This is a genomic window from Bradyrhizobium erythrophlei (genome assembly GCF_900142985.1).
Lineage (GTDB): Bacteria > Pseudomonadota > Alphaproteobacteria > Rhizobiales > Xanthobacteraceae > Bradyrhizobium > Bradyrhizobium erythrophlei_B.
In genome coordinates this window covers 4,138,967-4,151,988 of the sequence record NZ_LT670849.1, presented here as the reverse complement: position 1 = coordinate 4,151,988, position 13,022 = coordinate 4,138,967, and the positions used below count along the sequence as shown (strand labels likewise).

Sequence of the window (13,022 nt, the reverse complement as noted above, 5' to 3'; positions counted from 1 at the left end):
AGCCATGAAGCTCTCTCTCGAAAACCGCGTCGTTGTCATCACCGGCCCCGCCAAGGGCATGGGCGCCGCCGTCACCCACGCTTTCGCCAATGAAGGCTGCAAGCTGGTGCTGATCGGCCGCGACACTGCTGCGATCGAGCCTGTCGCCAACGAGGTCAAGTCGCGCGGCGGCAGCGCTGTCGTCGTCGCCTGCGACCTGACCGACGCCAAACAGTGCGACGCTGCGGCGGAGGCGGCCAAACAGGCCTTTGGCGGCCGGATCGACGTGCTGGTCAATATCGCGGGCGGGTCGGGGCCGATCGGCAAGACCGGCGTGCAGACGACGCCGGAGGAATTCGACGACATCGTCACGCTCAACATGAACGGCTGCTTCCACACCATGCGTGCGGTGCTGCCGACCATGATCGACCAGCGCTACGGCAAGATCGTCAATGTCGGCGGCACCTTCGGCATGCGCGGCCGCGCCGGGCGCGTCGCCTACTCGGCCTCGAAATGGGGCCTGCGCGGCATCACCAAGAGTTTCGCGCTCGAAGTCGGCCAGCACAACATCAACGTCAATTGCGTCGCGCCCGGCATGGTCGACGGTCCGCGTTTTCGCGACAAGGTCTGCCGCGACATGGCGCAAAAGCTCGGCATCACGGAGGAAGAGGCCGCACAGCGGCACGCTGCCGATTATGCGCTGAAACGCATCACGGTCGACGAGGACGTCGCCAACGCCTGTTTATTTTTTGCAAGCGACGTGTCACGCCAGATCACCGGCGTCGACCTTCCGGTCGATGGCGGCTGGGCGATGCTGTGAGGAGGCCGTAAACGATGACCACGCAAGACAAGGTCGATCTCGTCATCCACGGCGGCATCGTGGTTTCGCCCGATGCAGAGTACCGCGCCAGCATCGCGGTCAAGGACGGCAAGATCCACGCGATCGGCGCGCCCGAGGCCATGCCCGCGGCGATCGAGACGCTAGACGCGAGCGGGATGCACGTGCTGCCCGGCGCGATCGACGTCCATGTGCATTTCCGCGATCCCGGCTATTCGCACAAGGAGGATTTCGGCAGCGGCACGGCGGCTGCGGCATTCGGCGGCGTCACCACGGTGTTCGACATGCCGAACACGATCCCGACGGTGGCGAATGCCGAAGTGCTGACGGCCAAGCACAAGCTCGCTTCCGAGAAGGCCTACGTCGATTACGGGCTCTATGCCGTGCTCGGCGAGGAAAGCCTGACACATATCGACGAACTGGTTGAAGCCGGCGTCATCGGCTTCAAGTGCTACATGGGCAACACGTTTGGGCGCATCCCCTCGCCTTCCACCGGCGCGATGCTGGAGCTGTTCGAACTGGTCGCGCCGACCGGAAAACGCATTTCGCTGCATGCGGAGACCAATTCCATCATGGAGCGGCGCGAGTCCCGCTTGCGCGCCGCCGGCCGCACCGAGCCGCTGGCGCACCTGGCGTCACGGCCCGCGGTCGTTGCAGTCGAGGCGGTCGCACGTGCAGCCATCCTCGCCGAATGGACCGGCGCGCGCATCCACGTGCTGCATATCTCCTCGGCCGCCGAGTTGCGCCCGCTGGCGGAAGCCAAAGCGCGCGGCGTCGAGATCACCGGCGAGACCTGCCCGCATTATCTGTTGCTGTCGGAAAAGGATTACGAGAAATCGGGCGGCATCGTCCGGGTCAACCCGCCGGTGCGCGAGGCGCCAAACCGGGAGCCGCTATGGAACGCGCTGATCGACGGCACCATCGACATGGTGGCGACCGATCATGCGCCGCATACGCCGGAAGAGAAAACGCGTAACGATATCTGGACCGTCGATTGCGGCTTCCCCGGCGTCGAAACGCAAATGCCGCTGATGCTGACCGAGATCAATCGCGGCCGCGCCACCATCCGCGACTATGTGCGCTGGAGCGCGGAAAATCCGGCGAAGCAGTTCGGGCTCTACCCGCGCAAGGGCACGCTCACAGTTGGGTCTGATGCCGACATCGCGATCGTTGACATGAACCGCCGCTGGAGCATCGACGACGCGAAAATCCAGTCGAAATCGAAAATCTCGCCGTGGCAGGGCTGGAGTTGTACGGCGCTGCCGATCCACACCATCGTGCGCGGCCGCTTCGTCATGAAGAACCGCGTGCTGAACGAACAGGCGCGCGGCACCGGCCGTTCGGTTCATACGATCCAGAAGATGCCGGCGCCGGCACCGAAAAATACCGATGCCACCATGGCCGCCGTCACCGGCGGAAAAGGCTAGCAAGATGGCCGATTCCCTCCCGCTTCCCGTAGGGAACGTCATCGACCTGGAAAAGGTGCGGGTGACCTTCGGCGGCAAGAACAAGGTGACGGCGCTCAGCGAGACGTCGTTGCGCATCAGCCATGGTGAATTCGTCGCCCTCGTCGGTCCGTCCGGCTGCGGCAAGTCGACCATCCTGAAGCTTGTCGCCGGTACGCTGGCCGCGACCGAAGGCAACGTGTTCGTGGCCGGGCGCGAGGTGGATGCCGAGAGCGCGCGGATCGGCATGGCGTTCCAGAATCCGACGCTGCTGCCGTGGCTGAATGTCCGCGACAACGTCATGATGCCGCTGAAGATCGTGCCGCCATTCAAAAAGGAATTTTCCCGCAAGAAGCGCGGCGAATATCGCGACCGCGTCGAAGCGTCGTTGGCAAGGGTGGGCCTCGCCGGTTTTGGCGACAAGTTTCCCTGGCAACTCTCCGGCGGCATGCAGCAGCGCGCTTCGCTGTGCCGCGCGCTGATCCACGATCCGACGCTGTTGTTGCTCGATGAGCCCTTTGGCGCGCTCGACCAGTTCACCCGCGAGGAATTGTGGGAGATCATGCAGCAATTGTGGATCGAGAAGCGGCCGACGGTCTTGCTGGTCACGCACGATCTCAAGGAAGCCGCCTATCTCGCCGGCCGCATTTGCGTGATGCAGGCCAGGCCCGGGCGTATTGTCGACGATAGCGAGGTGCCGTTCGCCAGGCCTCGCACCATCGAAATTTCCTTTCAGCCCGAATTCGTCTCCCTCACCCAACGCTTACGCGAACGCATCGTCGCCGCACGCGCCGTCCAGGAGGACGCGACATGAACGAGACCGTCCGCCGTCAGATTCTGTCGATCGTCTGCATCCTCGGCTTCTTCGTGGCTTGGGAGGTTTTGTGCCTGATCTTTAATGTCTCCGACATCGTGCTGCCGCGGCCGAGCCAGATCCTGGTGACGCTGTGGACACGCTTTCCCGCGATCTGGCCGCACGCGGTCCAGACGCTCTATACGACGCTGGTCGGCTTTGCGCTCGGGATCGCCATCGGCGTTTTGTTGGGGATTCTGATCGGATCGTCGCGTCTCGCGTACGACGTCGCCTACCCGTTGCTGGTGGGGTTTTCCTCGATCCCGAAAGTCGCTGTCGTGCCGATCTTCGTGTTGTGGTTCGGCGCCGGCACCGTGCCCGCGGTGCTCACCGCCATGATCATGTGCATCTTTCCGATCGTCGTGAACGTCGCGACGGGACTGGCCGCCACCGAACCCGAATTGCAGGATGTGATGCGCACGCTGCGCGCGACCAAGTGGGAGATCCTCTGGAACATCGGCCTGCCGCGCACGATGCCTTACTTCTTTGCTTCGCTCAAAGTCGCCGCCACGCTGGCCTTTGTCGGCGCGGTGATCTCGGAGACGGTGGCCTCCAACCGCGGCATCGGCAATTTGATGATGATCGCAAGCTCGAGCTTCGACGTGCCGCTGGTGTTTGCCGGCCTGTTCATCCTCGCCATTCTCGGCGTGGCGCTCTATGCCGGCTTTTCGCTGATCGAAGGGCGCGTGACCGGCTGGGCCGTGCGCAGCGAAAACTTTACCGGCGGCGGCTAGCCAAGTACCTCGACCTGAATGCCGGCGGTCTTCAAGGCCTTGATGATCGAAGCCAGATGCGCGCGGTCGCGGCTCTCGATGAGGACCTCGAGAACCACATCCTTGGCCGGCAGGTCGGTGAAAATCCGCTGGTGCGAGACCTCCACGATGTTGGCCCCGGCGTTGCTCAACACCGCGACGACGGCGGCAAGCTGCCCCGGCCGGTCGACGATATCGAAGCGCAGCCGCGACAGCCGGCCTTCTCGCGCGAGCTGGCGCGTCAGCACGCCTGACAACAGACGCGGGTCGATGTTGCCGCCGCTCAGCACCAGGCCAAGCTTGCGGCCGCGGAAGCGATCGGGATCGGCGAGCACGGCGGCAAGACCGGCCGCGCCGGCGCCTTCGGTGACGGACTTCTCGATGTTCAACAGCAGGCTCAGCGCATGCTCGACATCCTGCTCGGTGACGAGAACGATGTCGTCGACCAGCGCGCGCACGATTTCGGAGGTGATGGCGCCCGGCGCCTTCACCGCGATTCCTTCCGCCAGCGTATCGCCGCGCATCGGCAGCGTCTGCGCCTTGATCACATTATACATCGACGGGTAGAGCGCAGCCTGGACGCCGACGACCTCGATTCCGGGCTTCAGCGTCTTGGCGGCGACCGCCATGCCGGAGATGAGCCCGCCGCCGCCGATCGGGACGATCAGCACGTCGAGATCGGGTACCGATGACAATATCTCCAGCGCGATCGTGCCCTGCCCCGCGATGATCAGCGGATCGTCGTAGGGATGAATGTAGGTCAGTCCGCGGCTTGCGCCGTAGGCCTTGGCGAGCGAAGCCGCTTCTTCCAGGGTGACGCCGCCTTCGATCACGGTCGCGCCATGGCGCCGGGTGTTCTCGATCTTCACCGTGGGCGTGCCAACGGGCACGTAGATGGTCGAGGGAATCTCGAGGCGCGCGGCGTGGTAGGCGACGCCCTGTGCGTGATTGCCGGCCGAGGCCGCGATCACGCCCTGTCTGCGCTGGTCGGCCGACAGCGCCGACAGCCGATTGAGAGCGCCGCGCTCCTTGAAGGTCGCCGTGAACTGCAAGTTCTCGAATTTGAGCCAGATCTCCGCGCCGGTGATGTCGGACAGCGTGCGGCTGTGGTCGAAATTCGTGCGCTTGACGAAGCCGGCGAGCGTTGCCGCGGCCGCTTCGACGTCGCGCAGCGTTACCGGCAATTTTTCGAGTGGCGTTTTGATGTTCCCGGTCATCACAATCCCGTCGCGAGCGATGGCAGCAGCAGCGGTCACCGCCGGCGCTGCCCATCCTATCATCTCGACGGCCAAAAGTTTTGCGCGATCAGCCGAGGGCGCGAAATTCGCTTGATTCTACTGCCTGACTGTACTTGGGCCTGAAGCGGCCGTCAGGCCGCGTCCTGGGCACGATCGTCCGCATCATCGCCTGCGGCGGCATCAAGGATCACGCGATCGAGCGTTGAGGCGCTGGCTTCGCACATCACCTGCGAGACGATATTGCCGGACTTTTCGAAGCTCGCAGCAAGCGATTCGAACTGCGCCTTCGCGACCTGCAAGGTCGAGAGCTGCACGGCGACGGAGCCTTCCGGTATCTCGGGCGGCGCCTCCCGGATCGCCACCAGACGGGCTTCCGCCTCTTCGGCCCGTTGCAGGAATTCGCCTTGCCGGCGCTCCATTTCGGCGACGACTTCGTCCGCGCGCGATTGCTGTTCGGCGAGCCGCGACGTCAAAGCAAGGATTTCGCGCTCCATCTCACCGATCCTTAGCTCGAACGCCGTGCGGGTCTCGGCGCCGGCAGCGGCCCGGCTGCGCTCGGCCTGAAGCAGCTCTGTTGTTTCCTTCAGGAGGTTGCCCTGCGTCTCAAGCAGCCCGGCCGCGCGCAGCAGATTGTCCGAATTGCTGCTGGTCGACATCAGGTCGGCGAACCTGCGCAAGAACCGCAGGACCTCCGTGGTCTCAGTCGATGCCGGCAAAGTTGAAATGGGCTCGGTCATGAATCCAAAAGGCAAACGTAAAAATGACAGGCCTACAAATCGAGGCGTCCCGAACAAGGACTACGACTGTGACAGCCTGTTGACATTCGTTACAGGATTCGCACGCGCGGCGCTGCCCAAATGGGCTGCATATTCAGCGCTTTTCTGCATCAGGCAGTGGAGAGGTCCGTAATCCTCCGGCCCGTATTCGTACGGTTCATTAAATTAACCGCTACCCGGAGCAACCAAGATAGTGTGCGGCCGTCAAACAACCATTACGCGAAGAAGGCGACGGACATGGCGGGCGCACCGACCTGCACAAGCTGCAACCTCGAAAGAACGCTGATCAGCATCAGGCCCGGCAGAAACCGGCACGACGTGCGGGCTTATGAATGTCCCGCCTGCCACGACGTCTTCCGCCTCGTCATACAGCGGGAGCCGCTCGTCTCCGACGATCTGATCGACGTGGTTTTCGACAGTCCCGCCCTGAAGGCCGGCACGCGCTAAGCCGCGCCACGCCGTTAAACCGCCATCGCCAGCCGCTGCCGGGCGCGCAGCAGCAGCGCGACCGTGATGGTGATGTTGAGCGCGTTCCACGCCAGCCCGTTGAGAAATGCGGCCGCGTAGGAGCCGGTGGCGTCGAAGATCACGCCCGACACCCAGCCCCCGAACGACATCCCGAACACGGACGCAAAGATCACGATCCCGATCCGGGTCGCAGCTTCCGAAGCCGGCATCGCCTCGCGCACAATGATGGCATAGCTCGGCACGATGCCGCCCTGGAACAGGCCGAACAGCGCGGAAATGACGTAAAGCGACGTCAGGCCATCGAAGAACAGATACATCAACAGCGCCGAGCCTTGCGCGATCGAGCCGATCAGCAGCGTGCGGATGCCGCCGATCCTGTCGGCGAGAAAGCCCGAACCGATGCGGCTGACGATGCCGAAACCGAGCATCAGCGACAGCATTTCGGCGCCTCGCGCCACGCCATAACCGAGGTCGCCGCAATAAGCGACGATATGAACCTGCGGCATCGACATCGCCACGCAACAGGCAATGCTCGCCAGCGACAGAATTGCAGTCAGCGCATTGGTGGACAGCCGCAAATCGACCCGCGGCGCGGCTGCGTTGACGTGGCTGCGCCGCGTTCCCACTCCCATCAGCAGGCGCAGCACAATCAGCGCCAGCGTCATCGCCACGGCCGTGAAAATGCCGATCGCAATATGGGTATCGCGCCAACCGGCCGATTGAATGCCCCAATTGGTGAGCGGCGGCCAGATCGTGCCGCCGATGTAGTTGCCGCTGGCAGCGATCGCGACCGCCAGTCCCCGATAGCGGTCGAACCAGTGCGAGGCTTCCGCCATCAGCGGTCCAAACGTCGCCGCCGAAGACAAGCCGATGAGAAAGTGCACCAGGGTGTATTGCCAGATCGTGGGCGACAGCCCCGCGCCGACATAGCCGAGACCGAGAAGGCCGATGCCGACGCCGATCGCCGCGACGATGCCGTAGCGGTCGCTGATCCTGCCCGTCACGACCTGGCCAATGCCGAAACCAAGCATCGCCAGCGTGAAAGCGAGCGAGGCGATGCCGCGCGTCGCCGCAAATTCACTCTGAACGGTGGGAAGCGCGACCACGACGGACCACATGCCGACGCTGCCGAGCGAGCCGATCAGCACGGCCACGACAAGGCGCGTCCATGCCCGGCGCGAGTCGGGAACGAACGGCGGAGAATGTCGGGTGAGGTCGACGGTAGTGTCCACGGCGTAAGCAGAGTTGCTGCCATTTTGCCTACGGTCAACCCACAATGCCGCGATATTGGGCATGCAGATGCGCAAGACCGTGTTGCCACGTGCTGACGCGCCTCGCGCAAGACGATGGGAACAAGCGATGCGGACGAGAAGGCGGCGGCGGACGCGCGGACTGAATGCTACCGCCGCAAGCGGCGGCCATTTGCCGCTTGATCGGTCGAAATCACCCCGCGTTAACCGTTTGCTAACCATACACCGGGCAAAAATTGCCCAGTTGAGAAGTCGAGTGTCGTCAGCCGCGTAAAACGGGGGAGTACTCCGTGGACGCCAGTGCGGTGCCTCACTTTCGAAACGGTGGCCCTGCGGCCGCCGCGCAGACGTTTGGTCGCCGTGGTCGGCATTCGCGGGAGGAGTTGGGTTCGATGGTCGACATCACGGCAGGCCAGGGCACAGCCGCTCCCTCCAATTTCAGCCTCAGCGAAATCGGCACCATCCTCAAGCGCGGCGATCTCGCGCTCGCCTTCGGCATCCTCACCATCCTGGTGGTGCTGATCCTCCCTCTGCCCTCGGTCATCCTCGACCTGTTTCTGGCGATCTCGATCACGTTGTCGATCCTGATCCTGATGACCTCGCTGTTCATCCAGGCGCCACTGGAATTCTCGGCATTTCCGACCATCCTCTTGATCTCGACCATGCTGCGGCTGTCGCTCAACCTCGCCTCAACGCGGTTGATCCTCTCCCACGGCCATGAAGGGACGGATGCCGCCGGCCATGTCATCGAAGCCTTCGGCGGCTTCGTGATGGGCGGCAATTACGTCATCGGCATCATCGTGTTTGCGATCCTGGTGATCGTGAACTTCGTCGTCATCACCAAGGGTTCGGGCCGCATCGCCGAAGTCGCCGCCCGCTTCCACCTCGACTCCATGCCCGGCAAGCAGATGGCGATCGACGCCGATCTCTCCGCCGGCCTGATCGACGAGAAGGTCGCCAAGGAACGGCGCAAGGCGCTGGAAGACGAAAGCGGCTTCTTCGGCGCCATGGACGGTGCCTCGAAGTTCGTGCGCGGCGACGCGGTGGCGGGCCTGCTCGTCGTGTTCATCAACATTATCGGCGGCATCATCATCGGGGTGGCGCAGCAATCCCTGAGTTTTTCCGAAGCGGCCCACACCTACACGCTGCTCACCGTCGGCGACGGCCTCGTCACCCAGATCCCGGCGCTGATCGTCTCGACCGCGGCGGGCCTTCTGGTCTCGAAGGCCGGCGTATCGGGCGCGGCCGACAAGGCCTTGATGAAGCAGCTGTCGGGTTATCCGCAGGCGCTCGGCATGTCGGCCGGGGTGATGCTGGTGCTTTCTCTGCTGCCTGGCATTCCGATGCTGCCGTTTCTGGCGCTGGGCGGCGGCGCCGCGGCGCTGGCGTTTTCGGCCCGCAAGCATAAGCGCACAGCCACCGCCGCGGCCGCAAGCGCAGCGGCAGCGACCCCGGCGGCGGCCGCGGCTGCGGCGGCTGCGGCCGAGGAGCCGATCTCGGCTGCGCTCAAGATCGACGACCTCAAGATCGAACTCGGTTACGCGCTGCTGCCGCTGGTGAACGGTCCGGACGGCACCGACCGGTTGACCGAACAGATCAAGGCATTGCGCCGCTCGCTTGCGATCGAGATGGGCTTCGTGATGCCCTCGGTGCGCATCCTCGACAACGTGCAGCTCGAGGCCAACACCTACATCATCAAGATCAAGGAAGTGGATGCGGGCACGGGCCGGATCTGGCCGAACCAGTTCATGGCGATGGATCCCGGCGGCAGCCAGGTCGACGTGCCGGGCATCCACACCACCGAGCCGACGTTTGGCCTGCCCGCCACCTGGGTCGACGCCAGCATGAAGGAAGAAGCCACGCTCAAGGGCTACACCGTCGTCGACGCCGCGACCGTGATGTCGACCCACCTCACCGAGCTGCTCAAGAACAACGTGTCGGATCTGTTGTCCTATGGCGAGGTGCAGAAGCTCATCAAGGAATTGCCGAAGGAACAGGGCGAACTCGTCAAGGACATCGTTCCGACCCAGATCACGATCTCCGGCATCCAGCGCGTGCTCCAGTTGTTGCTCGCCGAGCGCATTTCGATCCGCGATCTCTCCACCATTCTCGAAGGCATTGCCGACGCGCTCGCCTTCTCGCGCAACCCGGCGACGGTGGTCGAGCACGTCCGTGCGCGTCTGGCGCGGCAGATCTGCGCCCAGAACACCACGATCAACGGCTACCTGCCGCTGATCGCGCTGTCGGCGAAATGGGAACAGGCGTTTGCGGAATCGCTGATCGGCCAGGGTGAGGAGCGCAGCCTCGCGATGCAGCCGTCGCGGCTGTCGGAATTCATGACGATCGTCCGCGACCGTTTCGAACAGGCCGCGCGCGAGGGCGAGTCGCCCGTTCTGGTAACGTCCGCCTCGATCCGGCCCTTCGTTCGTTCTCTGGTTGAGCGCTTCCGGGCCCAGACGACCGTTTTGTCGCAGGCCGAAATCCACCCCCGTGCCCGGCTGAAGACGGTCGGCAGCATTTAAGCCGCGACACCGGAAAACCCTCAGGGAACAGCGCCTTGGCTCGCAAATCAGTGCGAAACGGCATATGTTTTTCGGACACAGGCAACTGATTTCTTAATTTCCCGTAATCCGGGCCATTTTTGCGTCGAAATCCTGTTGGAACCTTAAGTGGCTATATTTACTTAATAATTCTGAGTTTTTCGATCTTTTCCAGCGAAACTGATCGCGGAAGATCACGTATTATCACTGCTTTGTGATCACCCCTAAAGAAACAATAGACGATATCCTACGTTTCTATCGCCGAGGTGGTGAACCTGCCGGCGGACGCGGACGACGAATCCGGCAAGCAAGCGCAGGTGGCAGGAGGCTTTGATGAATCATTCGATTTACAGCGCTGATCGCTCGACGCACCTCAAGATTGTGGTGATGGCGCTGGTTGCCGGCATCATGGTCATGGGCTTTGGAATTTCGGTTCGCACGTTCTCCGATGACGGTTCGACGCAGACCGCGCGCGTCATCAAGGCGGGCAAGCCGGTGGTCGTAACGAGTTCGGACACCTCAATGGTGCGATAAGAGTTTTAAGGAATTCACGGAGCGCTTTACCAGCCCCCCAAAACGCTACGTGGATAATGGAAGACCCAACTGTCCCCCAAGTTGGCCCCCGAAAACGCCCGCCCCCCACGGGCGTTTTCTTTTTGTGCAATCGTCAACGCTCCGAGTCGCGTGATCGTCGAGGGCGCGAGCACTTAGTGTCCCTAATATCCTGGTTGTCTCGACGTCAGCGCGGCGGCGGCACCGTCTCGATCAGCTTGCCAGCAAAGACCGGCGCCGAATGCGGATTGCCGTCGGGCGATCCGCCGGCCTGTTCGACCGTCACCGCATAGGTCGCGCCCTTCACCAGGTCGGCATCATAGGAAGAAAGCACCGGCCGCGAGGTGAAATCGCTGGTGCCGATCACGCCGAGCGAGCGCGGCTTGCCCAGCTTGTCGGAGATCAGCCACAGCTCGAAACTCGAGCCTGGGTCAGCCGAGGCGCCGACCTTGCGCACCGTGAAATTCCGCGTCGCTGCATCGACCGTGAGGATGAAGGCCGGTCCGCCGCCGTCCTTCTGGAGCACCGCGACATATTGGCCCGTCAGCCGCGCGGCTCCCGCTGCCGGCCCCTTGGTCTCCGCGACTTGCGTCCTCGGCTTCGGCCGCATGCTGTCCGGCAGCAGATCCGGCATCGAAACCCCGACACCGATCATCACGACCAATGCTGCCGCGATCGCCGAGGTCGCGGTTGCGATCGCGCGCCAGCGGCGGGCAGAGGCCGCCAGCTGAACCACGTTGTCGGCGCGGAAATTGTCTGCGTCGAAACGCTCTGCGCCGGAATTGTTGGCGCTGAAAGTATCCGCGCCAAGCGTACCGGCCGCTTCGGCGATAACCCGAGCGGCTTCGGTTTCCGGCGCCGCCGGCTCCGGCAGCACCAGCGGTGCACGCTGTTCGGTACGTCCGGTCGCGGCCTTGATCCTGTCCCACACCTCCGCGCGCGGTTCGACCGAACCGACCATCTGATTGAGCGCGCCGAGCTTGTGCTCCCATGCGGCAACCATCGCCGCGAAGTTCTTGTCGACGGCCATCATGGATTCGACCTGCGCGCGCTCGTCGGCATCCAGCGTGCCGAGTGCGTATTCCGCAGCGAGTGCAATATGGTCGTCGCTATAGGCCATCATACTTTCAAGCCGGTCTCGCTCACGAAAGACCGAGACACTCCCTGATATCCATCATGCTGCGACGCAGCCATGTCTTTACGGTGTTCACCGGCGCCTCGAATTTCTCCGACAGCTGCTCGCGGCTCCAGCCGTTGTAATAGGCAAGCAGCACCAGCTTTTGCCGATCGGGCTCGAGCCTGCCGACGCACTCCAGCAGCCGCTTCAAATCTTCCGTCATCTCGCGCCGCGCCAGCGGATCGGGCGTATCGGCTGCGACTTCCATCGCGGCCGGCTCCTCTTCGATCGAGGCCTCGGTGCGCTTGCGCACGACGTCGATCGCGCGATTGCGCGCAATCGACGCCATCCATGTGATCGGCGACGACTGGCCCGGATTGAACTGTCCTGCGCTATTCCAGATCTTGACGTAAGCTTCCTGTATCACCTCCTCGGCGAGATCCTGTCGCCGCAAGATACGGAGCACGACGCCAAAGAGTTTCGCCCGCGTGGCGGCGTAGAGTCGCTCGAAAGCAGCCTCATCCCCCTTCGCCACCGCGGCAATCAGCCAGACCAGCTCTGCTGGCGTCAGCATTTAACTCCCCCAAAATTGCGAGTGCCTTGGAGGCCATCGCAAGCTTTGTCCTATCACATCTTGGGCCAAATCCGTCTATCTGGAAAGCTGCCGCGAGCCTTTTGGATTGGCTCCCCGGTCGCGGCTGACACGCAAAAAACCCGGACCTTGAAAGGGCCGGGTTCAACAGTTCAAAACGACGTTATGGTGCTTTACGCGATGGCGCCGATGCGGGCGCGCATCAAGCCGATGCTGTCGAGATCGGCCTGTTCGCGCGCACTCTCTTCGGCGCGTTCGCGTGCCTGATCGCGCTCGTCGAGCAGCTCGACCTTCTTCAATTCGTCGAAAGCCTCGGACAGAAGACCGCGGGCTTCATCGAGCTGAACGCGCAGCTCCTCGGCCGAACGGGTGAGATTTTCCCGGCGCTGGATCGCAGCCTTGGCGTAGGTCGGATAAGCGAAATGCGAGGGATCGTTGATACCGGCGCGTTCCTGTTCGCTCTGGATTTCGCGTTCCAGGTCGACCGACATGCGCTGGAAATCGGCGATCATGGCTTCGATCTGCGAGACCCGGCGGCGCTTTTCATCGACCTGAAATTTCTTCAGACGGATTAGCGTTTCACGTGACTTCATCGACTCATACTCCCCAGAAGTCCCAATTT

General features: G+C 63.1%; 13 protein-coding genes. 7 read left to right on the top strand and 6 right to left on the bottom strand.

Going from position 1 to position 13,022, the window contains the following annotated elements; genetic code table 11:
• The first annotated feature begins 4 nt into the window (after positions 1-4).
• Genes BUA38_RS19390 through BUA38_RS19375 form a run of 4 tightly spaced genes read left to right on the top strand, consistent with a single transcriptional unit; the run spans position 5 to position 3,849 of the window.
• The gene (locus BUA38_RS19390; RefSeq protein WP_072820262.1) at positions 5-799 is read left to right on the top strand and encodes an SDR family NAD(P)-dependent oxidoreductase; all 795 of its coding nucleotides are present in this window, start codon (positions 5-7) and stop codon (positions 797-799) included.
• Between the two features lie 14 nt (positions 800-813).
• The gene (gene allB, locus BUA38_RS19385; protein WP_072820260.1) at positions 814-2,244 is read left to right on the top strand and encodes an allantoinase AllB; all 1,431 of its coding nucleotides are present in this window, start codon (positions 814-816) and stop codon (positions 2,242-2,244) included.
• Positions 2,245-2,248: 4 nt separating this feature from the next.
• The gene (locus BUA38_RS19380; RefSeq protein ID WP_072820258.1) at positions 2,249-3,076 is read left to right on the top strand and encodes an ABC transporter ATP-binding protein; all 828 of its coding nucleotides are present in this window, start codon (positions 2,249-2,251) and stop codon (positions 3,074-3,076) included.
• On the top strand, positions 3,073-3,849 hold the full coding sequence (locus BUA38_RS19375; protein WP_072820256.1) for an ABC transporter permease: 777 nt from the start codon (positions 3,073-3,075) through the stop codon (positions 3,847-3,849). The genes BUA38_RS19380 and BUA38_RS19375 overlap by 4 nt, the downstream gene beginning before the upstream one ends.
• On the opposite strand, the gene BUA38_RS19370 is transcribed toward BUA38_RS19375, so the two are convergent.
• Together BUA38_RS19370 and BUA38_RS19365 are read right to left on the bottom strand one after the other, a co-directional pair.
• The gene (locus tag BUA38_RS19370; RefSeq protein WP_072826247.1) at positions 3,846-5,084 is read right to left on the bottom strand and encodes a threonine ammonia-lyase; all 1,239 of its coding nucleotides are present in this window, start codon (positions 5,082-5,084) and stop codon (positions 3,846-3,848) included. The genes BUA38_RS19375 and BUA38_RS19370 overlap by 4 nt on opposite strands.
• Before the next feature lie 152 nt (positions 5,085-5,236).
• The gene (locus tag BUA38_RS19365) at positions 5,237-5,782 is read right to left on the bottom strand and encodes a hypothetical protein (protein ID WP_156898581.1); all 546 of its coding nucleotides are present in this window, start codon (positions 5,780-5,782) and stop codon (positions 5,237-5,239) included.
• A gap of 336 nt (positions 5,783-6,118) precedes the next feature.
• Between BUA38_RS19365 and BUA38_RS19360 the strand changes: the two genes are divergently transcribed.
• Entirely contained in the window at positions 6,119-6,328 is a 210-nt protein-coding gene (locus tag BUA38_RS19360; RefSeq protein ID WP_156898580.1) for a hypothetical protein, read from the top strand.
• 14 nt (positions 6,329-6,342) lie between these two features.
• Here the strand turns inward: BUA38_RS19360 and BUA38_RS19355 are convergent, their stop codons facing one another.
• Positions 6,343-7,581 carry an MFS transporter gene (locus BUA38_RS19355; RefSeq protein WP_072826246.1) on the bottom strand — a complete coding sequence of 413 codons (1,239 nt, stop codon included), beginning with the start codon at positions 7,579-7,581 and terminating at the stop codon, positions 6,343-6,345.
• Positions 7,582-7,889: 308 nt separating this feature from the next.
• Between BUA38_RS19355 and flhA the strand changes: the two genes are divergently transcribed.
• Both flhA and BUA38_RS19345 read left to right on the top strand, forming a co-directional pair.
• Positions 7,890-10,121 (top strand): flagellar biosynthesis protein FlhA, encoded by a 2,232-nt coding sequence (gene flhA, locus BUA38_RS19350; protein WP_156898579.1) that lies wholly within the window; start codon positions 7,890-7,892, stop codon positions 10,119-10,121.
• A 351-nt stretch (positions 10,122-10,472) separates the two neighbouring features.
• Positions 10,473-10,673: a hypothetical protein gene (locus tag BUA38_RS19345; protein ID WP_072820248.1), complete on the top strand. Its 201-nt coding sequence runs from the start codon at positions 10,473-10,475 to the stop codon at positions 10,671-10,673.
• 205 nt (positions 10,674-10,878) lie between these two features.
• Here BUA38_RS19345 and BUA38_RS19340 read toward each other — a convergent pair whose 3' ends face one another.
• The 3 genes from BUA38_RS19340 to fliJ all read right to left on the bottom strand — a co-directional run bounded on the left by BUA38_RS19340 (position 10,879) and on the right by fliJ (position 12,993).
• Complete coding sequence (locus BUA38_RS19340) at positions 10,879-11,811, bottom strand: anti-sigma factor (RefSeq protein ID WP_072826245.1); 933 nt, start codon at positions 11,809-11,811, stop codon at positions 10,879-10,881.
• 22 nt (positions 11,812-11,833) lie between these two features.
• Complete coding sequence (locus BUA38_RS19335) at positions 11,834-12,382, bottom strand: sigma-70 family RNA polymerase sigma factor (RefSeq protein ID WP_072820246.1); 549 nt, start codon at positions 12,380-12,382, stop codon at positions 11,834-11,836.
• Between the two features lie 191 nt (positions 12,383-12,573).
• Positions 12,574-12,993 carry a flagellar export protein FliJ gene (gene fliJ / locus BUA38_RS19330; RefSeq protein ID WP_072820244.1) on the bottom strand — a complete coding sequence of 140 codons (420 nt, stop codon included), beginning with the start codon at positions 12,991-12,993 and terminating at the stop codon, positions 12,574-12,576.
• Positions 12,994-13,022: the final 29 nt, after the last annotated feature.

Coding starts and splice junctions, on each gene's coding strand:
- BUA38_RS19390 (WP_072820262.1), top strand. CDS start 5: ATGAAGCTCTCTCTCGAAAACCGCGTCGTTGTCATCACCGGCCCCGCC.
- allB (WP_072820260.1), top strand. CDS start 814: ATGACCACGCAAGACAAGGTCGATCTCGTCATCCACGGCGGCATCGTG.
- BUA38_RS19380 (WP_072820258.1), top strand. CDS start 2,249: ATGGCCGATTCCCTCCCGCTTCCCGTAGGGAACGTCATCGACCTGGAA.
- BUA38_RS19375 (WP_072820256.1), top strand. CDS start 3,073: ATGAACGAGACCGTCCGCCGTCAGATTCTGTCGATCGTCTGCATCCTC.
- BUA38_RS19370 (WP_072826247.1), bottom strand. CDS start 5,084: ATGACCGGGAACATCAAAACGCCACTCGAAAAATTGCCGGTAACGCTG.
- BUA38_RS19360 (WP_156898580.1), top strand. CDS start 6,119: ATGGCGGGCGCACCGACCTGCACAAGCTGCAACCTCGAAAGAACGCTG.
- BUA38_RS19345 (WP_072820248.1), top strand. CDS start 10,473: ATGAATCATTCGATTTACAGCGCTGATCGCTCGACGCACCTCAAGATT.
- BUA38_RS19340 (WP_072826245.1), bottom strand. CDS start 11,811: ATGGCCTATAGCGACGACCATATTGCACTCGCTGCGGAATACGCACTC.
- BUA38_RS19335 (WP_072820246.1), bottom strand. CDS start 12,382: ATGCTGACGCCAGCAGAGCTGGTCTGGCTGATTGCCGCGGTGGCGAAG.
- fliJ (WP_072820244.1), bottom strand. CDS start 12,993: ATGAAGTCACGTGAAACGCTAATCCGTCTGAAGAAATTTCAGGTCGAT.